This window comes from Actinomadura sp. NPDC000600, from assembly GCF_040492135.1.
Lineage (GTDB): Bacteria > Actinomycetota > Actinomycetes > Streptosporangiales > Streptosporangiaceae > Spirillospora.
Map to the genome: position 1 here is coordinate 268,188 of NZ_JBEUPD010000004.1, position 22,501 is coordinate 290,688.

23 protein-coding genes and 1 tRNA gene are annotated in these 22,501 nt (G+C 70.9%); 10 read left to right on the forward strand and 14 right to left on the reverse strand.

Annotated elements, in window-relative coordinates; translation table 11 throughout:
- Positions 1-197 precede the first annotated feature (197 nt).
- From ABWI07_RS08450 to galU, 4 genes are read right to left on the reverse strand one after another with little or no spacing between them, the layout of a single operon-like run.
- Positions 198-683, reverse strand: a complete 486-nt coding sequence (locus tag ABWI07_RS08450; RefSeq protein WP_502912807.1) for a MogA/MoaB family molybdenum cofactor biosynthesis protein — start codon at positions 681-683, stop codon at positions 198-200.
- Entirely contained in the window at positions 680-1,159 is a 480-nt protein-coding gene (moaC, locus tag ABWI07_RS08455; protein ID WP_353818112.1) for a cyclic pyranopterin monophosphate synthase MoaC, read from the reverse strand. The genes ABWI07_RS08450 and moaC overlap by 4 nt, the downstream gene beginning before the upstream one ends.
- Positions 1,156-2,364, reverse strand: a complete 1,209-nt coding sequence (glp, locus tag ABWI07_RS08460) for a molybdotransferase-like divisome protein Glp (protein ID WP_149261258.1) — start codon at positions 2,362-2,364, stop codon at positions 1,156-1,158. The genes moaC and glp overlap by 4 nt, the downstream gene beginning before the upstream one ends.
- Before the next feature lie 26 nt (positions 2,365-2,390).
- Positions 2,391-3,317, reverse strand: a complete 927-nt coding sequence (galU, locus tag ABWI07_RS08465) for a UTP--glucose-1-phosphate uridylyltransferase GalU (protein WP_149261072.1) — start codon at positions 3,315-3,317, stop codon at positions 2,391-2,393.
- Between the two features lie 32 nt (positions 3,318-3,349).
- On the opposite strand from galU, the gene ABWI07_RS08470 reads away from it, so the two are divergent.
- The 8 genes from ABWI07_RS08470 to mscL all read left to right on the forward strand — a co-directional run bounded on the left by ABWI07_RS08470 (position 3,350) and on the right by mscL (position 11,709).
- On the forward strand, positions 3,350-3,931 hold the full coding sequence (locus tag ABWI07_RS08470; protein WP_353818113.1) for a 5-formyltetrahydrofolate cyclo-ligase: 582 nt from the start codon (positions 3,350-3,352) through the stop codon (positions 3,929-3,931).
- Positions 3,932-4,022: 91 nt separating this feature from the next.
- Entirely contained in the window at positions 4,023-5,012 is a 990-nt protein-coding gene (locus ABWI07_RS08475; protein WP_353818114.1) for an NAD(P)-dependent oxidoreductase, read from the forward strand.
- Between the two features lie 103 nt (positions 5,013-5,115).
- Positions 5,116-6,600: a potassium/proton antiporter gene (locus tag ABWI07_RS08480; RefSeq protein WP_149261075.1), complete on the forward strand. Its 1,485-nt coding sequence runs from the start codon at positions 5,116-5,118 to the stop codon at positions 6,598-6,600.
- Positions 6,601-6,727: 127 nt separating this feature from the next.
- Positions 6,728-7,075, forward strand: a complete 348-nt coding sequence (locus tag ABWI07_RS08485) for an FmdB family zinc ribbon protein (protein WP_353818115.1) — start codon at positions 6,728-6,730, stop codon at positions 7,073-7,075.
- Between the two features lie 393 nt (positions 7,076-7,468).
- Positions 7,469-9,595 (forward strand): MMPL family transporter, encoded by a 2,127-nt coding sequence (locus ABWI07_RS08490; protein WP_353818116.1) that lies wholly within the window; start codon positions 7,469-7,471, stop codon positions 9,593-9,595.
- 122 nt (positions 9,596-9,717) lie between these two features.
- Positions 9,718-10,545, forward strand: coding sequence for an S-methyl-5'-thioadenosine phosphorylase (locus tag ABWI07_RS08495; protein ID WP_149261078.1), 828 nt, complete (start codon positions 9,718-9,720; stop codon positions 10,543-10,545).
- Positions 10,542-11,162 carry a Flp pilus assembly protein CpaB gene (gene cpaB / locus ABWI07_RS08500; protein ID WP_353818117.1) on the forward strand — a complete coding sequence of 207 codons (621 nt, stop codon included), beginning with the start codon at positions 10,542-10,544 and terminating at the stop codon, positions 11,160-11,162. The genes ABWI07_RS08495 and cpaB overlap by 4 nt, the downstream gene beginning before the upstream one ends.
- Before the next feature lie 127 nt (positions 11,163-11,289).
- Positions 11,290-11,709 carry a large conductance mechanosensitive channel protein MscL gene (gene mscL, locus ABWI07_RS08505; RefSeq protein WP_149261080.1) on the forward strand — a complete coding sequence of 140 codons (420 nt, stop codon included), beginning with the start codon at positions 11,290-11,292 and terminating at the stop codon, positions 11,707-11,709.
- A 16-nt stretch (positions 11,710-11,725) separates the two neighbouring features.
- Here mscL and ABWI07_RS08510 read toward each other — a convergent pair whose 3' ends face one another.
- Together ABWI07_RS08510 and ABWI07_RS08515 are read right to left on the reverse strand one after the other, a co-directional pair.
- Positions 11,726-12,763 (reverse strand): D-alanyl-D-alanine carboxypeptidase family protein, encoded by a 1,038-nt coding sequence (locus ABWI07_RS08510; protein ID WP_149261081.1) that lies wholly within the window; start codon positions 12,761-12,763, stop codon positions 11,726-11,728.
- Between the two features lie 82 nt (positions 12,764-12,845).
- On the reverse strand, positions 12,846-13,280 hold the full coding sequence (locus ABWI07_RS08515) for a hypothetical protein (protein WP_149261082.1): 435 nt from the start codon (positions 13,278-13,280) through the stop codon (positions 12,846-12,848).
- A gap of 129 nt (positions 13,281-13,409) precedes the next feature.
- Between ABWI07_RS08515 and ABWI07_RS08520 the strand changes: the two genes are divergently transcribed.
- Positions 13,410-13,485 (forward strand) — tRNA-Arg (locus ABWI07_RS08520).
- Positions 13,486-13,927: 442 nt separating this feature from the next.
- Here the strand turns inward: ABWI07_RS08520 and ABWI07_RS08525 are convergent.
- The 7 genes from ABWI07_RS08525 to ABWI07_RS08555 all read right to left on the reverse strand — a co-directional run bounded on the left by ABWI07_RS08525 (position 13,928) and on the right by ABWI07_RS08555 (position 20,165).
- Entirely contained in the window at positions 13,928-15,016 is a 1,089-nt protein-coding gene (locus tag ABWI07_RS08525) for a hypothetical protein (RefSeq protein WP_353818118.1), read from the reverse strand.
- Positions 15,017-15,596: 580 nt separating this feature from the next.
- Positions 15,597-16,583: an acyl-ACP desaturase gene (locus tag ABWI07_RS08530; RefSeq protein ID WP_353818119.1), complete on the reverse strand. Its 987-nt coding sequence runs from the start codon at positions 16,581-16,583 to the stop codon at positions 15,597-15,599.
- Positions 16,584-16,812: 229 nt separating this feature from the next.
- Positions 16,813-17,988 (reverse strand): Dyp-type peroxidase, encoded by a 1,176-nt coding sequence (locus tag ABWI07_RS08535; protein WP_353818120.1) that lies wholly within the window; start codon positions 17,986-17,988, stop codon positions 16,813-16,815.
- Positions 17,988-18,521, reverse strand: coding sequence for a copper chaperone PCu(A)C (locus ABWI07_RS08540; RefSeq protein WP_353818121.1), 534 nt, complete (start codon positions 18,519-18,521; stop codon positions 17,988-17,990). Before ABWI07_RS08540 ends, ABWI07_RS08535 begins: the two co-directional genes overlap by 1 nt.
- A gap of 87 nt (positions 18,522-18,608) precedes the next feature.
- Positions 18,609-19,145: a hypothetical protein gene (locus ABWI07_RS08545; protein ID WP_353818122.1), complete on the reverse strand. Its 537-nt coding sequence runs from the start codon at positions 19,143-19,145 to the stop codon at positions 18,609-18,611.
- 98 nt (positions 19,146-19,243) lie between these two features.
- Positions 19,244-19,684, reverse strand: coding sequence for a nuclear transport factor 2 family protein (locus ABWI07_RS08550; RefSeq protein WP_353818123.1), 441 nt, complete (start codon positions 19,682-19,684; stop codon positions 19,244-19,246).
- A gap of 28 nt (positions 19,685-19,712) precedes the next feature.
- Complete coding sequence (locus tag ABWI07_RS08555) at positions 19,713-20,165, reverse strand: VOC family protein (RefSeq protein WP_353818124.1); 453 nt, start codon at positions 20,163-20,165, stop codon at positions 19,713-19,715.
- Between the two features lie 154 nt (positions 20,166-20,319).
- Here ABWI07_RS08555 and ABWI07_RS08560 point away from each other — a divergent pair, with 154 nt between their 5' ends.
- A complete protein-coding gene (locus ABWI07_RS08560) occupies positions 20,320-21,393 on the forward strand; it encodes a helix-turn-helix transcriptional regulator (RefSeq protein ID WP_353818125.1) in 1,074 nt (357 codons plus the stop codon).
- 21 nt (positions 21,394-21,414) lie between these two features.
- Here the strand turns inward: ABWI07_RS08560 and ABWI07_RS08565 are convergent, their stop codons facing one another.
- Complete coding sequence (locus tag ABWI07_RS08565) at positions 21,415-22,422, reverse strand: helix-turn-helix domain-containing protein (protein WP_353818126.1); 1,008 nt, start codon at positions 22,420-22,422, stop codon at positions 21,415-21,417.
- Positions 22,423-22,501: the final 79 nt, after the last annotated feature.

A 22,501-nucleotide genomic window follows, 5' to 3' on the forward strand; every position in this document is an offset into this window, starting at 1 on the left:
ACGCTCAGGTAAGCACGGCCGGCATCCCCGTCCGCCCGCGGGAAAGGGGCCCGGTGTGAGGACGGCTCCAAGGTCGGCCACCGCGCGTTCGCCCGCATCCGCGAACCGGAGGAGATCGACGTCCTGGTGACGGACGCGGCGGCTCCCGAGCCGGAGGTGGCCGCCTTCGCCGAGGCCGGCGTCCGCGTCATCCGCGCCTAGCTCGGCGGGCGGGGGTGGTCGCCGCCGTTGATCTGGTCGACCGCGTGGGGTAGGACCCGGGCCAGGACGGTCATGCCGTCGCGGACGCCGCCGGTCGAGCCGGGGAGGTTGACGATGAGGGTGCGGCCCGCGATTCCGGCCAGGCCGCGCGACAGGATCGCGGCGGGGACCTTGTCGCGGCCCTCCAGGCGGATGGCCTCGGCGATGCCCGGGACCTCCCGCTCGATGACCGTCCGGGTCATCTCGGGGGTCTGGTCGGTCGGGGTGAGGCCCGTCCCGCCGGACGTGACGACGACGTCGTAGCCCGCGGCGACCGCGTCGCGCAGGACGCCGGTGACCGGTTCGCCGTCCGGGACGACGACGGGGCCGTCCACCTGGCAGCCGAGGTCCTCCAGCATCTCGACCAGCACCGGGCCGGACCTGTCCTCGTATACGCCCGCCGCGGCGCGGTTCGAGACGGTGACCGCCATCGCCCTGATCATCGGCGCCACACCCCGGTCTTGCCGCCGGTCTTCTCCTCGACGCGGACGTCGGTGATGACGGCGGCGGGGTCGACGGCCTTCACCATGTCGACCAGCGCGAGCGCGGCGACGGTGACGGAGGTGAGCGCCTCCATCTCGACGCCGGTGCGGTCGGCGGTGCGGGTGACCGCGGTGATCGCGACGCCCTCGTCGCGGACGTCGAGGTCGACGGTGACGCCGTGCAGCGCGATCGGGTGGCACAGCGGGATCAGGTCGGGCACCCGCTTCGCGCCCATGATCCCGGCGATGCGGGCGACGGACACGGCGTCGCCCTTGGGGATGTCGCCGGAGCGCAGGAGGGCGACGCATTCGGGCGACAGCCGGACGAACCCCGTCGCGGTAGCCGTCCGGGTCGAGACGTCCTTGGACGACACGTCGACCATGCGGGCCGATCCCTTGTCGTCCAGGTGGGTGAACTCCGGACCCGTGGCGCTCATGACGGCAACCTCATGACCTCGACGTGCGAACCGGCGGGCAGGGCTTCGACGTCCTCGGGGATCTCGATGAGGGCGTTCGCGGACGACAGGGAGCCGAGCTGGTGCGAGCCCTGCACGTCGGCCGCCGTGACGGTGTGGAAGCCCCGGGTGGACGACAGCCTGCCCCGGAGGAAGTGGCGGAGCCCCGCGGGCGACTTGACGTCCTCGGCGAGGACGGCGCTCACGGTGGGAAGCGGTTCGGGCGGCAGCCCCTGCATGGCGCGTAGGGCGGGACGCACGAAAACCTGGAACGACACGTACGCGCTTACAGGGTTGCCAGGGAGAGTGAAGACGGGAGTGCCTTCCAGGAGGCCGAACCCCTGCGGCTTGCCGGGACGCATCCGCACCTTGTGGAAGCCCACCGTCCCGGTGCCGGTGAGCACTTCCTTGACGACGTCCTTGGTGCCCATGGAGACGCCCCCGGTGGTGACGATGGCGTCGGCCCGGACGAGCTGGTCGTGGAGCATCTCAAGGACCTTGGCGGGTTCGTCCTGCACGGTGGTCTGCCGGAAGCCCACCCCGCCCGCCTCGACCACGGCGGCGGTGAGCATGAAGCTGTTGGACTCCCAGATCTGGCCGGGCGCCAGGGACGTGCCGGGCTCGCGCAGCTCGTCGCCCGTGGAGACGACCACGATGCGCGGCTTCGGGCGGACCGTCACCCGGGACCGTCCGACCGCCGCGAGCATGCCGATCTGCGGGGCCGAGAGCCGGGTGCCGGCCTCGGCGACGACCTGGCCTGCGAGGACGTCCTCGCCCGCCCGGCGGATGTAGTTGCCCGGCGGGGCCGCGCGCGAGATACGGACGGTGGCGTTGCCGCCGTCCGTCCACTCGACGGGGATGACGGCGTCCGCGCCCGCCGGCAGGGGCGCGCCCGTCATGATCCGGGCGGTCAGGCCGGGCCGGATCGCCGCCACGCCGGAGTCGCCCGCGACGATGTCGCCGACGACGGGCAGCACGACGGGTTCGGCCTCGGTGGCCGCGGCGATGTCGGCCGCGACGACGGCGTAGCCGTCCATCGCGGAGTTGTCGAACGGCGGCAGCGGCACCGGCGCGGTCACCGGCTCGGCGAGCACCGTGCCCTGCGCCTCCAGCAGCGCCAGGTCAAGCGGCGGCAGCGCCGAGACGCTGCCGAGGATCTCCGTCAGATGCTCGTCGACCGTTCGCATTCCCACGGCCCCAGTCTGACGTGCCGTCACGAATCCGCGGCGTCGCCCACGCCGTCCTGGGTGCGGACGAACTCGCGCAGCCACGGGAGGAACTCCGGCGCCAGATCGGGCCGTTCCGCCGCGAACTGGACGACCGTCCGCAGGTACTCCAGCTTGTTGCCGGTGTCGTAGCGGCGGCCGCGGAACTTGACCCCGTAGACGCCGCCGCCCTGGTCGGCGGGCATGTCGGCGAGGGTGCGCAGGGCGTCGGTCAGCTGGATCTCGCCGCCGCGGCCGGGCGGGGTCTTCTCCAGGACGTCGAACACCGCCGGGTCGCAGACGTAGCGGCCGATGATGATCCAGTTGCTGGGGGCCTCCTCGGCGGCGGGCTTCTCGACGAGGTCGGAGATGCGGACGACGTCCTCCTCGTCCGTCGCCTCGATGGCCGCGCACCCGTACGCCGAGACCTGGTCGGGCTCGACCTCCATCAGCGCGATGACGCTGCCGCCGTGCTGGCCGCGCACCTCGATCATGCGCTGCAGCAGCTTGTCGCGGGCGTCGATCATGTCGTCGCCGAGCAGCACCGCGAACGGCTCGCGCCCGACGTGCTGGCGGGCGCAGTGCACCGCGTGCCCGAGGCCGCGCGGCTCGCCCTGCCGGACGTAGTGCATGATCGCCAGGTCGCTGGACTCGTGCACGGCGTCGAGGCGCTCGTCGTCGCCCTTCGCGCGCAGCGCCTCCTCCAGCTCGTAGGCTCGGTCGAAGTGGTCCTCGATGGACCGCTTGCTGCGCCCGGTGATCATCAGGACGTCGGACAGCCCCGCGTCGACGGCCTCCTCCACGACATACTGGATCGCCGGTTTGTCGACGATGGGCAGCATCTCTTTGGGAGTCGCCTTGGTCGCGGGCAGGAATCGGGTACCGAGGCCGGCCGCCGGGACGACCGCTTTGAGCACTGGTGCAATGTCGGCCATGTAATGACCCTAGTCATCCGCGAGGACCAAGCGTGCACGACATCGCTACGAAGACCGGCCTCCGGGCCGAACTGCTGGGACGACGTGCGGCGATGCCGCCAGAGGAGCGCCTCGGCGCGGCGCGTCCGATCCGGGACGCGCTGCTGTCGCTCCCGGAGGTGGAGATGGCCGGGACCATCGCGGCGTACGTGTCGATAGGCGACGAGCCGGACACCCGAAGCCTGCTGTTCGCGTTGTGGAAGCGCGGCACGTACGTGCTGGTCCCCCGCCTGCTCCCGGACGGCGATCTCGACTGGGCCTCCTACGAGGGCCCCGACTCGCTCGTGCCCGGGGCGCGCGGGTGCCTGGAGTCGTCCGAGCCGCCGCGCGGCCCCGGCGCCGTGGCCAGCGCGGACGTCGTGCTCGTGCCCGCGGTGGCGGTCGACCGGCGGGGCGTGCGCCTCGGCCGCGGCGGCGGGTCCTACGACCGGGCGCTCGCGCGCGTGGGCCCGGCCATCCTGACCGTGGCGCTGCTGTACGACGGGGAACTGGTCGACAGCGTCCCGGCCGAGCCGCACGACCAGCGCGTCCGGGCCGCGGTGACGCCGTCCCGGGGGCTGGTCCGCCTGGGCTGACCTGCTCGCGACGGCCGGCCTGCTCGTAGAGTGAGAGGGCCAAGATCGCGGCTGGGGGACGCGGTCGAGTACGCCCGACGGGAGGTTCGAGATGACGGCGCCGTGGCGGATCCTTTCCCTGCCCCCGATCGCGGACGAGATCGTCCAGGGGTTGCTCGCCCCGCTGGGAGACGCCGTCGAGGTGACGTTCCCGCGGACCAGGGACCGGGCGGGCCTGCTCGCCGCGCTGCCCGGCGCCGACCTGGTGATCGGCGACTTCACCGGTCGGCTGGCGCTGGACGCCGAGGCCGCGGCCGCCGCGCCGCGGGTCTCGTTCGTCCAGGTGCCCGCGGTCGGGACCGACAGCACAGACCTCGCCGCGTGGGCCGCCGCGGGCGTGCCCGTGGCGAACGCGGCGGGGTTCAACGCGCGCGGGGTCGCCGAGTGGGCGGTCGGCGCGGCGTTCGCGCTGTGCCGCAACCTCGCGTGGGGCGACCGCGCCGTCCGCGCGGGCGGCTGGCCGCAGATGGAGATGACGGGACGCAACCCGCGCGAGATCCACACGCAGCGGGTCGGCATCGTCGGGTTCGGCGCGATCGGCGCCGAGGCCGCGCGGCTGTTCGCGGCCCTGGGCTGCACCGTCTCGTACTGGACGAGGCGGAGGCGCCCGGAGGCGGCGGCGACGTACCGGGAGCTGGACGACCTCCTGGCGACGTCCGACATCCTCGTCCTCGCCCTGCCGCTCACAGAGGAGACGAGGGGGCTGATCGGCCCGGAGCGGCTGGCCCTGCTGCCGGACAGGGCGCTGCTGGTGAACGTGGCGCGCGGGGGCATCGCGCCTGACGACGCCGTACTGGCCGCACTGGATTCGGGACGTCTGGCGGGGGCCGCGCTGGACGTGTTCGAGCAGGAGCCCCTTCCGGAGGACCATCCGCTGCGCTCCCGTGAGGACGTCCTTCTGTCGCCGCACACGGCGGGGGGATCCGTGCAGTCGCAGCTGAACCTGCTCGGGATGGTGCGCGACAACGTCACCGCGGCCGTTCAGGGACGGGACGTAGCGAACGTGGTGAACGGGGTAAAACCACAGGTCATTCGGCGATAAGCGGCATCCCGGACACGCCGTCCCTCAACTGTAAATATGCGATCGGCCCGTGAATCTGTAGGATTCCTAAACGATCAAGTTTGACGACCTCGAAGGGTGGGATGTGCACCTCGACATCTGGCTACTCCTCGGGGCCACGCTGGTACTCAGCGCGATCGTCGCCGTCCGGCTGTCGCACCAGGCGGGCCTCCCCACGCTGCTGGCGTACATGGGCCTCGGACTCCTCATCGGCGAGTCGGGCCCCCTCCACATCCGGTTCGACAACGCGGAACTGGCCGAGACGCTCGGCCTCGCGGCCCTCGTGCTCATCCTCGCCGAGGGCGGCGTCACCACCAGCTGGCGGCGCATGCGGCCCTCGGTCCCCGCCGCCCTCAGCGTGTCCACCCTCGGCACCCTGATCAGCATCGTCGTCGTCGCGCTCGCCGCCATGTGGCTCGTCGGCATGGAATGGCGCTCGGCATTCCTGCTCGCCGCCGTGCTCGCCCCCACCGACGCGGCCGCGGTGTTCTCGGTGCTGCGGCGGCTGCCCCTGCCGTCCCGGCTGACCGGGCTGCTGGAGGCCGAGTCCGGCTTCAACGACGCCCCCGTCGTGATCATCGTGGTCACGCTCAGCACCCATACCGGCGCCCCCAACCTGGCGGAGCTGCTCGGCATCATGGTGTACGAGCTGGTCGCGGGCGGGATCGTCGGCGTCGCGATCGGCTGGCTGGGCGCGCAGGCGCTGCGCCGCGTCGCGCTGCCCGCCTCCGGCCTCTACCCCATCGCCGTGCTGTCGCTGTCGATCGGCTCCTACGGGGCCGCCTCCCTGATGCACGCCAGCGGGTTCCTCGCCGTCTTCGTCAGCGCCCTCGTCCTCGGGAACTCGCGGCTCCCGCACCGCCCCGCCACACGGGGCTTCGCCGAGGGCGTCGGATGGCTCGCGCAGATCGGGCTGTTCGTGATGCTGGGCCTGCTGGCCGACCCCGGCGACCTGCCCGGCCACATCCTTCCCGCGCTCGTCGTCGGCTTCGTCCTGCTGCTGGTGGCCCGCCCGCTTTCGGTGGTGCTGTCCACGCTGGGCTTCGGGCTGTCGTGGGGCGAGAAGATGTTCGCGTCCTGGGCGGGGCTGCGGGGGGCCGTCCCGATCGTCCTCGCCACCATCCCGATGGTCGCGGACGTCGGGAACGCCGACCGGCTCTTCGCGATCGTGTTCAACATCGTCGTGGTGTTCACCCTGCTCCAGGGGCCGACGCTGCCGCTCGCGGCGCGGCTGTGCCGGCTGCGGAGCGACGAGCAGACCCGCGAGCTGGACGTCGAGGCGGCGCCACTGGAGGAGCTGCACGCCGACCTGCTGGAGGTGCGGATCCCCACCGACTCGATGATGAGCGGTGTGGAGATCTTCGAGCTGCGGCTGCCGCCCGGCGCGTCCATCACCCTGGTCGTGCGGGACGGGGCGAGCTTCGTGCCCGAGCCCACGACGCCCCTGCAGGCGGGCGACACGCTGCTGGTCGTGACCACCGCCGAGGTGCGCGAGGCCACCGAGCGCAGGCTGCGCGCGGTCAGCCGCAAGGGCAGGCTGGCGGGCTGGTTCGGGGAGAAGGGGACCTGACCCGGGCCATGCCCGGCCTGGGAACATCCCGGGGGCGAATCCTGTTCTCCGCATGGGTACCATTAGCAGTCGTCTAGAGTGAGTGCCAGTCCGGCCCGCCGCCGGGCTGAGGCAGCGAGGAGGAACCGTGCCGACGTATCAGTACGTTTGCACCGAGTGCGGCGAGCCTCTGGAGGTCGTGCAGAAGTTCAGCGACGACGCGCTGACCGAGTGCCCGGCGTGCAGCGGCAGGCTCCGCAAGGTCTTCTCCGCCGCGGGGATCATCTTCAAGGGCTCGGGCTTCTACCGCACCGACAGCCGCGGCTCCGGCAAGTCGTCCTCCACCGTGGGGGCCTCGTCCAACGGCTCGTCGAACGGGTCGTCCAACGGCTCTTCGAGCGACTCCGCCAAGTCGGACTCGTCCTCGTCGTCCGCCGACTCGTCGTCGTCCTCGTCGTCCGGCAAGACGTCGTCCTCGACCGAGAAGGTCGCCTGACCTCGTAAGACCTCTCCGCACGCACCGGGGGGCCCGTCCGGGTCCCCCGGCTTTCGCCGTTCCTCCGAGCCGCCGCCTACGTCTCCCGGCGTAGGCGGCGGCTTTCGTTTGCCCCGGAAGAGGTAGTGCGGGTCCGTCCCCACGCCTGACGCGGCACCGCATGCGTTTCGCGACCATGGATGAGACGAGGGGGCGACCCCAGTCCGGCAGGACTCCTCCTCTCATGCGACTTGACTTAGCTCTACTTTAGAGAGACTCTCTTAACGAGATGCTCACCCGGAGTGAGCCTTTCGAGGATTCGCGATAGTACTTGACATGTCTCGCCAGACGAGAGACTCTTTGGTCCAACGCGACATATCTCGATTTCGCCCGGTTGCACACAGGAGAGGAACCATGAGCGCACCTAGCCCGGCTCCCCCCAGGCCGCGGTCGTACCGCCTGGCCGGACTGATCGCCGGACGGCGTACCAAATGGGCCGTCCTGGCCCTCTGGATCGTCCTGCTGGCCGCCCTCGGCCCCCTCGCCGGCAAGCTCGGCGACGTCGAGAAGAACGACGCGGCCTCCTGGCTGCCCGCCGGGGCCGAGTCCACGCGGGTCGTCGAGTTGGAGAAGCAGTTCCGCAAGGACGAGACGATGCTCGCCGTCGTCGTCTACGAGCGGTCCGGCGGGATCACCGCGGCGGACAGGGCCAAGGCCGAGTCCGACCTGGCGGCCTTCCAGAAGCTGCCTGGAGCGCAGAAGGCGCAGGGGCCGTTCCCGTCCAAGGACGGCAAGGCCCTGCAGACCCTCGTGCCGCTGACGGACGAGGACCTCATCGCCGCCGTCGACCAGGCACGCGACCTCGCCGAGCGCGGGCCTCCCGGGCTGGCCTCGCACGTCACCGGTCCCGCCGGCGGCGGCGCCGACCAGTTCGAGGTCTTCCAGAGCCTGGACGGCTTCCTGCTCATCGCCGCCGGCCTCGTCGTCATCGTCCTGCTGCTGTTCATCTACCGCAGCCCCGTCCTGTGGTTCGTCCCCGTGCTCAGCGCCGTCTTCGCCTTGGGGCTGGCCCAGTCGACGGTGTATCTGCTCGCCAAGTACGCGGACCTCACCGTCAACGGCCAGAGCGCCGGCATCCTGACCGTCCTCGTCTTCGGTGTCGCCACCGACTACGCGCTCCTGCTCGTCGCCCGCTACAGGGAAGAACTCCACCGGCATGAGGACCGGCACGAGGCCATGGCGTACGCGCTGCACCGCGCCGCGCCCGCCATCATCGCCTCCGCCGCCACCGTGGCCGTCGGGCTGCTGTGCCTGATGCTCGCCGAGATGAACTCCACCGCCGGCATGGGCCCCGTCGCCGCCGCGGGCGTCCTCACCGCGCTCGCCGCCATGACGACCCTCCTGCCCGCACTCCTGGTCATCTGCGGCCGCTGGCTGTTCTGGCCCCTGATCCCCCGCTACGACGCCAAGTACCTGGAGCCCGAGGCCTACGAGGCCGAGCACGGCATCTGGAGCCGCGTGGCCGGGATGGTCGGGAAGCGCCCGCGCGCGCTCTGGGCCGCGACCATGCTCGGGCTGATCGTCCTCACCCTCGGCCTGGGCTCGCTCAAGGCGGACGGCCTGTCGGACGCGGGCCAGTTCACCGGCAAGCCCGACTCGGTGAAGGGCTCGGAGGTCGTCGCCCGGCACTACGCCGCCGGTTCGGGCGCGCCGGCCGTCGTCATCGGCAAGGCGCCGGCCTCCGAACAGATCGCCCAAGCCGTGCGGGGAACAGCGGGCGTCGCCGAGGTGAGCGCCCCGGTCACGGCGAACGGCGACGTCAAGTTCGAGGCGACGCTGAAGGACGCCGCCGACAGCCAGGCCGCACGCGAGACCATCGACCGCCTGCGGTCCGCGGTGCACGCCGTCCCGTCCGCGGACGCCAAGGTCGGCGGCATGACGGCGACGTCCCTGGACATCAAGCGCGCCTCGGCCCGCGACAACAAGGTGATCATCCCGATCGTGCTGGGCGTGGTGCTCCTCATCCTCATCGCGCTGCTGCGCGCCCTCGTCGCGCCGCTGCTGATGATGGGCACCGTGGTGCTGTCGTTCCTCGCCTCGCTCGGCGCCTGCGCGGTGATCTTCGAGCACGCCTTCGGATTCGAGGGCACCGACTCCGGGTTCCCGCTGCTGGCCTTCATCTTCCTGGTCGCGCTGGGGGTCGACTACAACATCTTCCTGATGCACCGCGTCCGGGAGGAGTCGCAGACGCTCGGCACGCGGCGCGGCATCCAGCGGGGCCTCACCGTCACCGGCGGTGTCATCACCTCGGCCGGCCTCGTCCTCGCGGCCACCTTCGCGTCCATGGTCACGCTGCCGCTGGTGTTCATGGTCGAGATGGGCTTCGCGGTCGCGTTCGGCGTCCTGCTCGACACCCTCGTCGTCCGGTCGCTGCTGCTGCCCGCCCTGTCCTACGACATCGGGCGGCGGATCTGGACGCCGGGACGCCTCGCCAAGGAGGCGCCGACGGAACCGGCCAAGGTGCTGGACCCGGTCGGCTGACGTCGTCGGACGCGGAGAGGGGCCCGGCTCCGGCCGGGCCCCTCGCCCGCTCCGCCGCGGAGTTATCCACAATCGGTGGACGGCCTGCCGGGGACGGCGCCCGGGTGGCTAGGGTCGGCGACATGTCCACTTCGGCTTCCGCGTCCCAACCCGCCGCCGAGATCGGCGTCATCGGCGGCTCCGGGTTCTACTCGTTCCTCGACGACGTCGAGGAGGTGCGGGTCGACACCCCCTACGGCCCGCCGAGCGACCCCATCGCGATCGGCGAGCTGGCGGGCCGCCGCGTCGCGTTCGTCCCCCGGCACGGCCGCGACCACCGCTTCCCCCCGCACAAGATCCCCTACCGGGCCAACATGTGGGCGCTGCGGTCCCTCGGCGTCCGCCAGGTGCTCGGGCCGTGCGCGGTCGGCTCCCTCACCCCCGACCACGGGCCCGGCACGCTGGCCGTCCCCGACCAGCTCGCCGACCGGACGTCCGGGCGCGACCAGACCTACTACGAGCACGGCGCCGCCGTCCACGTCTCCTTCTCCGACCCCTACTGCCCGACGGGCCGCCGCGCCGTCGCCGAGTCCGCGCGCGCCTCGGGGTGGGAGCCGGTCGACAGCGGCACCCTCGTCGTCATCGAGGGCCCCCGCTTCTCCACCCGGGCCGAGTCCCAGTGGTTCGCCTCGCAGGGGTGGACGCTGATCGGGATGACCGGCCACCCGGAGGCCGTCCTCGCCCGCGAGCTGGCGCTCTGCTACACCTCGCTCTGCCTCGTCACCGACCTCGACGCGGGCATCGAGGAGGGCGAGGGCGTCACGATGGAGGAGGTCCTGCGCGTCTTCGGCGACAACATCGACCGGCTCCGCGGGGTCGTCGCCGACGTCGTCAAGGCGCTGCCCGCCGAGCGCTCCTGCCCCTGCCCCAACGTCCTGGACGGCATCAAGCTCCCCCTGGAACTGCCGTGAGCGTCCGCTTAGCCCGCCTGCGGCGGCCGCTGGCGGCGCTCTTCGCCGCGGCCGCCGCGGGCCTCGCGCTCCTGGCGCTCCGGCCCGGGGCGCCGCCGTCCGTCCGCGTCCTCGCCGCCGCCCGCGACCTGCCCGCCGGAACGTCACTCGCCCCATCCGACCTGCGGGGCCTCGACCTGCCGGCGGCCGCCGTCCCGGCGGGCGCGCTCCGCTCGGGCGGCGCCGGCCGCGTCCTCGCCGGCCCCATGCGCCGGGGCGAGCCCCTCACCGACGCCCGCGTCGTCGGCGCGGGCCTCCTGCGCGGCCAGGGCCCGGGCACGGTCGCCGCGCCGGTCCGCCTGGCCGACGCGGGCGCCGTCCGCCTCGTCCGCCCCGGCGACCGCGTCGACGTCCTGACCGCCCCTTCCGAGCCCGCCACGGGCGAACCACCCGGCACGGGGCGCCGCTGGGAGGCGTCCCGCATGGTGGTGTCGGACGTACCGGTCATAGCGGTCCCGCCCCCGGCGGAGGACGGGCCCCAGAACGGCGCACTGGTCGTCCTGGCGACCGACCGCCCCCAGGCGGCGGCCCTCGCCGGGGCCGGCGCCCCACTCGCCCTGACGATCACCGGCCCCTGACCTGAGAGCGCAGGTCAGCGGTCCGGAAGGCGACTTGGCGAATCGTGGACGACTTCAATACGATCCGTAGCCGTTTCCGGCGCCCTCTCAGCCAGGGGCGCCACCCCCGACACCCCCTGGAGCCGTTATGAGCGGATTCAAGAAGTTCCTCTTCCGCGGGAACCTGGTCGACCTCGCCGTGGCGTTCGTCGTCGGAGCGGCGTTCGCCGGCCTCGTGAAGGACTTCGCGAGCTCCTTCATCACCCCGCTGATCGCGCTCCTCGGCGGCAAGCCCGACTACACCCGGCTGGCCGTCACCGTCGACGGCACCACGTTCCCCTACGGCGTGTTCGTGACCTCGGCCATCGCGTTCTTCATCACGGCCGTGATCGTCTACTTCCTGGTCGTGCTCCCGACGGCCAAGCTCATCGAGCGGATGGACCGCGGCAAGGAGGCCACCGAGCGCGAGTGCCCGCAGTGCCTCAGCGACATCCCGGTGAAGGCCCGCCGCTGCCGCTACTGCACCGCGGAGGTCGTCCCCGCCAACGAGGTCCCGACCTCCCCCTGACGGCGGGCCGCGAGGCTCACCCTTCCTCGGTCCCGAACTCCCAGTGCCAGGGCTCGAACGGGTTGCTGTAGGCCCATGCCGGGTGGATCCACCCGTACTTCCCGGCGTGGGCCTCCATCCAGTTGAACTGGGCGGAACCCGAGTTCTGCACACCGCCGCACAGGTCGAGGGCCTGCCCCTTGCCGTGGTTGCTCGTCCCGGGCACGGCGGCGAAGCCTGGCCGCTGCGCGTACACGCGGTGCTGCTCGGACAGGCTCCGGTAGGCGTCCGTCACGCACATGTCGCGGCCGAAGCTGCGCTTGTACGCCTCGTTCAACTTGTAGAAGGAGAGGGCGGCGTCCGCCCGCAGCATGTGCCCGCCCTTCTGCGGCAGCGGGCACAGGTACTTCGACGGGATGAGCCCGTTGGGGAACTTCTTCGCGTCCTTCGCCAGCGACTTGTCGCACCCGAGTTCGAGCCGCTTCTGCCGCGTCGTCGCCAGCTTGTCGAGCATCGCGTTGAGCTGCTTCGTCAGCTGCGCCGACCGGTTCTTCAACCCGTCCACCTCCTGCTGGAGGCGGGTCTGGTCGACCGCGTTGCGCGACTGCAGCTCCTGCGCCGCGGAGGCCAGCCGCTTCCGGCGGTCCTGCAGCTCGTCGGCACGGTCCACGAGCGCCTGCTGCGACCTCGCCATCAGCGTCACGTCCGCCGTCGACCGCAGCGCCGTGCTCGGGTCGCCGCCCCCGAAGATCGCCATCGAGCCGGCCGCGCCGCTCTGCTGGTAGGAGGTGTTCGCGAGCCTGGACAGCGGCTCGCGGATCCGGTTCAGCTCCGCCTCGGCGCCGGCGAGGTCCTTCAGGGTGGTGCGCAGCTTCACCTGCGAGGCGGCCAGAGTCTTCTTCCGGCCTTCCATCTGCTTCGTGGCCTTCTCGAGCTCGGTGCGCGCCTTCGCCGCCTCGCGGCGCAGCGACTCGAGCGGGTCGGCCCCCGCGGCCGCGTTCGCGGCGCCGGACGGTGAGAGCGTCACCATCACCAGGAAGACCGCGGTCAGCGCCGCCGACCTGGGGTACGGCACGGTGGTTTTCCTCCTGATGCCCAGAATCGGATCAGCGCGAGAACGCTACTACAGGTTCTACGATGACCTGTCCGTAACCGGTTCAGCGACCTCGGTGATGTTCACACCACCGGCGCATCCACCACACGTCCTCCCACCCCGCAGGGCACGGACGCCCTGGTACGGAGGTGGACGGCGACGGCGCGGGCCTCGCCTTGCGCGGCGGCGTCACCGCCGGCCTGGGCGCCCGCTTCGGCGGCTTGGTCGCCACCTGCGGCTCCGCCTCCGGAGGCACGTACCTCCCGAACGTCGGCTCGCCCTCCGGCGCCGGCGACGTGCTCTCGGCGGACCGTCCCGCCGACTCGGGCCGCTCCCGGACGGGCTCGTCCCGCAGCCCGAACGCGATCACGGACGCGACGAGCACGGGCACCGCGAACGCCGCCGCGACGACCGCGACCCGCCTCCCGCGCGGCGGGTCCTCGCCCGCCGGCTCCTCGGCGCCCTGGTCCTTCGGCTGCCCACGATGCCGTCCCGTCACGGGACGGAAGCGTACCCACACCGCCCCCGCGCGGCCTAGTGCGCGGCGGCATAACGGGGAGCGCACACCACTCACCTTCCTCTACCCTGTAGGTGCCGTCCGCTACGCTCTACCCGCGAGCGACGACATGCCTCCGTAGCTCAGGGGATAGAGCACCGCTCTCCTAAAGCGGGTGCCGCAGGTTCGAATCCTGCCGGGGGCGCCACACCCACAGCAACAAAGAACCCCTGACCGGCACAAACACCGGCCAGGGACTTCTTGCGGTGTCCGGTTGGACGCGGCCGCGTGCAGCCTACTGCGGTTGCTCGGCCCCTATGCGGTCCATGGGGTCTGTACATCTTCAAGGCGGTCCTGGAATCCGGGCCGCACGCACCGCCGACTCTACGCCTGGCCGCGACGCCTCTACTGGGAGCCCGCGACAGGACCAGTCCGATGCCCGGTCGGCAGGCGCGAAAAGCGTTAGGGAACCCGGGCCCGCACCGTGCCGCTGGGCCCGCTTCCCGACGTGCGCCGGAGACCTCGTGCGGGCGCCTCATGACGGGCCACTGCGGGCAGGCAGGTGCCGCCCGTCCACCGACCCAGGCTATGGGCCCTGCCCCCATGCAAGTCCGGAACCGTCCAACTCGGCGTTTGCTCGATTTCCGATCTCATTCGGTCGGCACGCCAGTAATATTACTAAACGCCGCCGTACCAGAATATCCAATCAAAAAGCCAACCAGCAGCCCTCCCCAAAAATCTTCAACTGAAATGAACGCCTGGGTATTGGATTTTCTGGCAGCAAAAACTATACCCGCACCACTGAGTATCAAGGCGAGCAACAGTGCGCCAATTGCACCAGAGAGCTGCTGATCAAACAAAAGATCCAATGACCTGGCACCTTGCAAAGATCTCCCGACACTCCCAATTGCACCTCCCACAAGTCCGCCAGATATCACATTCCACAGCGCAGCTTTTACTGACACAATAAGTGCTGTAGTGTTCGAAAACGTTCGCCCCTCGCCCACGACCCGATCTTCGCCCGCGGTCGGCTTGCCGCCCTTCATTGGCTCAAGGCCGTAGATGACGGTGAGTTGAAGGCGATATTGAGCTGGAATAAAAAACGGGTTCCGACTACTGCCGAGGCGGATTGTCCAGACGTCGGTGCATCCAGGTTCTAGCGCGACATTCCTGGGCAGAGAGCCAATGAGTGGAATCCGCTCTTGCTCTGCGCTACTTAGAGCCCTCACATCACCTATGTAGATCTGGGAATCGCGCTGTGCATTTATAGCAAGTGACTCCGTCGCCACATCTCCTAGATTTATCTGGCCACCTTTATCTGCAGTGACGACCATATGGGCCCGCAAGGAGGCGATGACGTACCAGTCGCTTTCATTCTTTTTCTCCAGATCATCTAGTTCACTATCCAGTTTTTGGATGACTTCACTCTCGACATCCCGATTCTGCAACCGTTTTCTGATTGCCGCCATCCTTTCTTCTCTTTGGTTGATCCGTCTTTCGATGTTGTTGATTATTTCTGGATCGACTTTATTCCTCACTGGAGCCTTGCTGGGCGCGCGCCAATGCAACTGCGTTGGCAGACTCAGTTCGACCGAGCGGATCCAGATTTGTTTTTGGAATGGATTCTTAATATGAAGGTAGAGCGTAAAATCGCTTCCCGAATAAACATCTGGAACTGATAGGTCCGCCGCTAGGTCCAGCAGGCCGAGTTGTGGGTAATCGGTAGAATCTTCAGTCATGCCCTCACTAGTACCACGGTTCTCGTGAGCGCGGACGGAACTTGAGGTAACCAGTCTGTTGAGCGCCGGCGCGCAGGTCGATCTACCTATCGGAGCCTTGAGGTCAAGGTGATACTTCTCTTGTCCAACATCGTCACCCTCGCGAGGTCGACGGGACGGACGTTCGTCGACTCTCACGACGGGTGGGAAGGGCGACATAGCGATCTCGTCATAGACGATCTGAGGGCTTGATCGTCCCGATGCGGTCCCCTGGTGGCCTCGACGCCGTGACCGGCGTTCATCTTTCTGCCTCGAGCCCCTGGGGGCCATCGGCTCTGGACCGGCGGGCCGCGTCAAGGTGATCTCGTTGCTCGGCGGGGTGGAGGCCACGGGAGCGAGGCGCGTGCCCGGTTCCTGCGTGAGGCCCGGCTCCCTCCGTCGCCTGGCTCATCGGGCATTTGTTCTCATGTCGCGTGCGGGCCCGCGTGCGGCGGCGGCAGCCCGCCTGCAAGACCATTCTTCGCAACTGCTTTCGCCAGTGAAGCGGGTGACACCTCGAACGCCATACATTTCCGTGGGTCACTGGTAGCGGGCCGCGTTCTTACTGTTGTCTGCGGGCTGCCTGGCGGGCGCGGCGTTCGGCGCGGCGCTCCTCGAATCGGGTGGCCGCGGTGTTAAGGCTTTCCAGATGCGCCGCGAGTCGCTCGCGGGCCGCCTCTCCGGCCGGTCCGAGGTCGGTGCGGTCGTGGACCCGCCAGTACCGCAGGACCGGCTTGAGGACGGTGTCGTGGTGCAGCCGCAGGTCGTAGATCCCCGCGTTCGCGATGGCGACCGACTTGCGCCAGAACCCGTCGATGGCGTGGCCGGGCATCTGGAACCCGGTGACCACGTCGGCGACCGCCCGCATCGTCTCGTCCGGCGCCGCCTCGAAGGCCGCCGCGATGACGTTGCGGTAGAAGACCATGTGGAGGTTCTCGTCGGACGCCACTCGCGCCATGAGCTGCTCGCAGACCGGATCGCCCGACACCTGGCCGGTGTTGCGGTGCGACACCCTGGTGGCCAGCTCCTGGAACGACACGTACGCGAGGCCGCGCAGGAGGCTTTCTCCATGGTCGGGCTGGTATCCGCCCTGCATGTGGGCCATCCGGTACCGTTCGAGCTCCTCGGGGTCGACGGCACGGGTGACGGTCAGGTAGTCGCGGATCACGATGCTGTGCCGGGCCTCTTCGGCGGTCCACCGGTTCACCCAGAAGCCCCAGGCGCCGTCACCGCCCATGATGTGGGAGATGGCGGAGTGGTAGTAGGGCAGGTTGTCCTCGGTCAGCAGGTTCACCAGCAGCGCCTCCCGCGACTGCGGGGACACGGTGGAATCGCCCGGCTCCCAGCCCTCGCCGCCCAGGAACTCGAAGTCGCGTCCCCGGCTCCACGGCACGTACTGGTGAGGGGACCAGTCCGTGGCCGCCGACAGATGCCGGTCCACCTCGGCTGCGACGACCGGCTCGAGGTCGCGCAGCAACGCGGTCTCGGACGCCGGAAAGCAGTCTGCGGGACGGGAACCGGCGGAGTCGGCGTCGGGCGTGGCGGGCATGGCACAGACCTTTCGGGACGGGAACGACGTCGATCCGGCCTGTCGCGGCCGGACCGGTCCAGCGGACCGACCAAGGCTCTCGACTCGGCCGTGCCCGCCCCAGGGACGAAAGTCCCTTCGCCGAAGCCCGAAGGTCGGGAAGGCTCCCTTCCTGACGGCTGCGGCCAGGCGGTGTTCCGCCGCACGACGCGCTGACCGTCGTGCGGCGGAACACCAGGTGTTCACAGGGTCAGGCCAGCAGGGTCTCGCCGATCCAACCGCCGGGTCGGCAGCCGGGTGGGACGGCGAAGACGGCGGAGCCGATGGGCGTCGTCCACAGGTTGAGCATGTCGGAGGCGGCGAGGCGCTTCTGGACGGGTGTGAACTGACGGTCGAGGTCGGCCTGGTAGCAGGCGAACAGGAGACCGGAATCCACGACGCCTTCCCGAGTGATCCCTTCGTCGTAGTTGTAGCCGCGGCGGAGGATCCGCAGGGACGGGTCGTCGGCGCGGGCGAGGCGGATGTGGGCCTCCTCGGGGATGACCGGGAAGCCGTTGCCGTTCTTGGCGGCGAGATCGGGCTCGTCGTGCTCGCGCTCACCGGTGAGCGGGGCTCCGGTCCTGATGTCGCGCCCCATCGCGAACTGCTTGGCGGCGTCGTCGGCCCGATCCCATTTCTCGAGGTCCATCCGGATCCGGCGCAGGACCATCGTCGTCCCGCCGCGCAGCCAGGCGGGCCCATCGGAGATCCAGACGGATCTGGCCAGGTCGGCGGGCTGGACGGTGCCGTCGAGCTGCCCCATCAGGTTGCGCTGGGTCTGGCCTGGCGGCTGGGCGGTGCGGCGGAAGCCGCGCTGGGTCCAGCGGACGGCGGCGAAGTCCCGGGCGTCCTTGACGATGAAGCGCACGGCGTGCGCGAGTGTGACGGCGTCGTCGGCGCACACCTGGACGAGCAGGTCGCCGTCGCTCCAGCGGTCCTCCAGGCGGTCGACGTCGAACCGGGGCAGCCGTGCGGACGGTCGTTGGTGTTCCAGTCCGGCGGCCGCGAACAGGCCTGGGCCGAACCCGAAGGTGACGGTGAGTCGGGCCGGGAGATCGGCGAGTTCGGGCTGCGCGTCGGCCAGGCCCGGCCGCCCCTGGGTGAGGCGGTGGGCGTCGTCGGTGAGGAGCCGCATCAACCGGCCGAGTCCGGCGCGGTCGACGCCGGGTCTGAGGTCGAGACCGACGAACGCCGCGTGGGTCTGCGGGGCCGTCGCGATGCCGGCCTGGTGGGGTCCGTGGAAGGGCTCGATCCCGGGCGGCGGCTGGTCGTGCGGTCGCGTCCCGGCGGGCCGGTCGGGGCCGCAGGACGAGGCGGCGGCCAGTCCGGCCGCCACCACCGCCCCACCGGTGAACAGGGCCCGCCGGCTGAGGTTCCGCGCGGACATCAGCCCTCCGGCGCGTACGACTCGTTGCCGCCCTCGAAGGCCTTGCCGAGGGCGCTGAACGGGACCGTGGCGCCGTCCTTCAAGGTGAGGGTGAACGCGACCCGGTCACCCGGCCTGATCGGGGTCTTCACGTCCATGAGCATGATGTGGAACCCGCCCGGCTTGAGTTCGAGGCGGCCGCCGGCGGGGACGACGAAACCGCCCTTGACCGGCCGCATCTTCGTCATTCCGCCCGTGCCGGCGACCTCGTGCAGTTCGGCCTTCGGCGAGACCGGGGTGGTGACCGAGACGACGGTGACGTCGGCGCCGGTCGGGTTGACCAGGCTGCCGAACGCCGCCGACATGCCCTTGTCCGCGGTCTTCACCCAGGGATCGGTCACCGTCAGCGCCGCCGCCCTCCCGGCGGCGGGGGCCGTCGGCGCGGCCGGAGGGGCGGTGTCGGATGCCTCACCGCCGCAGGCGGCGAGGAGCAGGGAAGAGGCGACCAGGCCCGCAATGAGGGCAGGCAGGCGCACGTCGTTCTTGCTGAGCATGTGAAGTCCTTCGGCTGGTGCTGGAACGGACCGTGCGTGAGCGCACGGTGAAGACAACCCGCGGCAGGGGTCGTCACGTCAGGCGCGTCAACGCGCCAGAGCACCGGCCGGAGGGCCGCGCAGGACCAGGACGTGCCGCAGCACCGGGCTTCGCGGGCGCGGCAGGAAGGCTTCGCCGGGGACCACGGCAGGTCCGTCGAGGACCTCCGCGACCTGCAAGGACAGCAGCAGCGGGCGTAGCAGGGCCCCGGCCGCCAGGCGTGCCAGCCGCCAGGCGCCGCGCTCACCTCGCCGCAGCCACCAGGCCGAGACGACCGCGGCCAGCAAGTGCGCCAGCGTCATGCCGAGACCGCCGGAGGCGTCATCATCGTGCACGACCGGCCGACCGGCCGCATGGTGCGCGTGACCGGCGGTGAACAGCGTGTGCAGCACGAACTGGCCGCCCAGCAGCCCGCCCATGATCGTGGCCAGGGACCGCTCGTGCCCTGCCAGGACGTACGCGAACCCCAGCGTGCCCGCGAACGCCGCGCCGACCGCCCAGACGGCGATCGGACGGCCCGACGCCGTGAAGTGCCCGAGGCACGTCAGGATCACGCACACCGTCGCGAAGATCGACGCGCGCACTGACCTGAGCGGAGGCATGGGGGTCACGACAGGTCACATCCTGTCACGCCCCCCTCCGCGGACGGCCTCGGGTCCCGCTCGGCCCGGGGACGGATCCGTCAGCGCGCCTGGGCTCGGATCGCGTTCACGTCGAGCCACACCTGCTCGCGGCTGATCCGGTCGCCGGTGAACTCGCAGACGTGGAGGAGCCGGAAGTCGACCGGCCTGCCGTCCGGCCCGAAGTCGAAGCCCATGAAGTTCCGGTACGCCCTGCCGCGGTACTGCACCTCGTCGACGAGGAAGCCAGGGCCGTGGAGCCGGCGGACGGGTTCGACGGCGACCTGCTCGAGCTCGGTGAAGAGCGCCTCGTAGAAGCCCATCAGCTCGTCGTGTCCGTGGAACGGGGCGCCGGGGAACCCCACCGGCTCGTGCTCGGCGTCGTCGGTGAGCGTGGCGAGGATCCCCGGCCGGTCGTGGGCCTCCTCCGCGGCGAAGTGGCGGGCGAGCACCTCGTCCATGACCTCGCGCGGCGTGGTCCCCTGAGAATGCGTCGTGTCCATGGGTTCTCCAGTCGTTCTCGTGCGGCGGTCAGGAGTGGAAGGCGATCAGCTCGAGCTGGATCCCGTCGGGGTCGCGGAAGGTGAGGAGCGAGATCGGCATGCCCTCCATCGGGTAGACGCCGGAGTGCGCGACGCCCTCGGCGTCGAGCCGCGCCGTCCACGCGTGCAACCGGTCCAGCGACGCCACCTGGAGGCAGAGATGGTCCAGGCCGGTCCTGACGGGGTCGAATCCCTCCCCTCCGTTCCCGGGGTGGTGGTCGAGCCCGAGGTTGAACGCCATGTCGTCCGTGCCCAGCACGATCGAATAGCCGCCCTTGTCGCTCCGATGGTGCGGTTCGTCGAACTGGCGCCGGAGCCCCAGGACTCTCTGGTACCAGGCCGCGCTCGCCTCGACGTCGGTGACGGTGAGCCCGACGTGCTGAATGCCGACCAGGGCGGCCCGTACGGGCTGCGCCGCGGAGGCCGCCTCCGTTGTGGTCATCGCGATCCCTTCGAGTGAGTCGATGAACGCAACGTACGGAGCGTGCTCGTCCGGCGAGAATCCCCTGACCTGGTGGAGGGCGCCCCCCGTCCGGACGGTCGGCCCCCTCAATCGCGGGATGGCGGCGCGGGCGCACGCCTCGTAGCCTGCTTGCGTGCGCACCGAGCAGTTCGCCCGCGCCCGTGACCGCCTCCTTCGGGAGGTGACGGCGGAGACTCCCATGGTCACCGTGCTCAACGAGACCGTGGCGGCGCTGCACGCGGTCACGCGCTTCTCCTGGTGCGCGGTGATGACGGCGGATCCCCGCACGCTGCTGCCGACCGGCGGGGTGGTCGAAGGCTTCTCGCCGGACGCCTGCGGCCCCTTCTGGGACAACGAGCTCCTCGCCCCCGGCTTCAACAAGTTCAACACCCTGGCCCGCAGCACCGACCCGGTCGCCACGCTGTTCGAGGCCACGGACGGCGACCTCGCGCGGGCGCCGATCTACACCGACCTGTACGCCCCCCTGGGCGTCGCCGACGAACTCCGCGCCGCCTTTGTCGTCGGGGGCCGCTGCTGGGGTGTCGCCGCCCTCCTCCGGGCCTCCGCGGACGGCCCGTTCCCCCGCCGCGAGGTCGAGCACGTCCAGGCTCTCCTGCCGTTGATCACCCGCTCCGTCAAGAGCAGCGCGTGCAGGCTCGAAGCCGACGCGGGCTCCCCCACGGCGATGGTCGTCGTCGACGGCGCCAACGGGATCCGGGACCTCACCGTCGAGGCCGGCGAACTCCTCGACGACCTTCGCACCACCGGCGTCGACGAACCCGGTCTGCCCACGATCCTCGGCACCGTCGCGACGCGAGCCCGGTCGACCCGTACCGCGAGCCGGCTCGTCACGCGGGTGCGGGGCCGCTCGGGCCGCTGGTTCCGGGTCACCGCCGGCCCCATGCAGGACGGCGCCGGCGACGTCGCCATGGTGATCGAACCGGCGAGGGCCGCGGACCTCACCCCGATCCTGCTGGAGTCCTACCGCCTCACGGAACGGGAGACCGAGATCGTCATGCTGCTCGCGCGGGGGCTCACCACGAGAGAGATCGCCGCCGCGCTCACCCTCTCCGCCCACACGGTGCGCGACCACATCAAGGCCGTCTTCGGCAAGACCGGCACCACCACCCGCGGTGAGCTCGTGGCCCGCCTCTTCGCCGAGCACCTTCTCGACGGCTTCCACAACGCCGTCCACCGGGCCGTCTGACACCCCCGGGCCGGCCCGCGCCTAGGCGCGCGGTGGGGCGTGGCGCGGCGTGTACAGGGTCCGGTACTCGCCGGGCGGGACGCCGTACGCGGCGCGGAAGAGGCGGCTGAAGTGGCCGGGGTCGCGGACGCCCCAGCGGGCCGCGATGGCGCCGACCGGACGGTTGGACAGGGCGGGGTCGGTGAGGTCGCGGCGGCAGCGGTCCAAGCGCCGGCGGCGTATCCACTCGGCGACCGTGCAGTCCTCGCTCTCGAACAGCTTGTGGAGTTGGCGGAGCGAGATGTTGTGGGCGGCGGCGATCTGCCGCGGGGTCAGGGCGGGGTCGCCCAGGCGCTGGTGCAGGTAGGCGTAGATGCGGTGCAGCAGGGCGGTGCGCTCGACTTCGGGCGGTACCGCGGCGGGCGTGGCGATGCGTCCGGCGAGGGCGGCGGCGACCAGGTCGAGCAGGGCGTTGGAGATGTGGGCGGCTTCGGCGGGCCGGTAGGCCCCGGCGTCCGCGGTGACGCGCCGAAGCAAGGTCGATGCCAGGGCGGCGGCTCCGTCCTGCCCGGGCAGCGGGACGGCGGTGAGCCGCGCGACTTGGGCAGGTGGCAACGGCAGCAGTGCCCGGGGCATGGTGATGGAGACGACCTTCTTGCGGTGGCGGCCCACGACCGTCGCCGAGGACGGCCGGGCGAGGTCGGTGAGGGTGAAGTCCCCTGCCCGCAGGTCGGCCCGGCGGCCGTCCTGGGTCACGGCGAACTCTTCGCAGGCGATCGCCAGTTTGAGCTCGTAGCCGTCGAGCTGGTCGGTGAATCCGGGGGTGCGGCGGCCTTCCCCCACCCCGGGAGCCGGGCCGCCGGCGCAGGTCAGCACGGCCGCTCTCATCGCTCCGACCTGCGTGACGGCGCAGTGACCGCGGAACCAGTCGTGCCGGCCGTTCGGGAAGACGTACTCGGCGGCCAGCGCCTCGCGGTGCATGTGCTGCCAGTAGCCGTACCGCTCGGCGTCCGGCACGTCATCGGTGCTGAACAGCGTTCTCACGACCACCGCCCCCTCCCCCGGCAGAGCTTCGATCAGCGCCTCGCACCTCGCAGAGGCTCTATGGCCCATATGAACGAATGCGGAG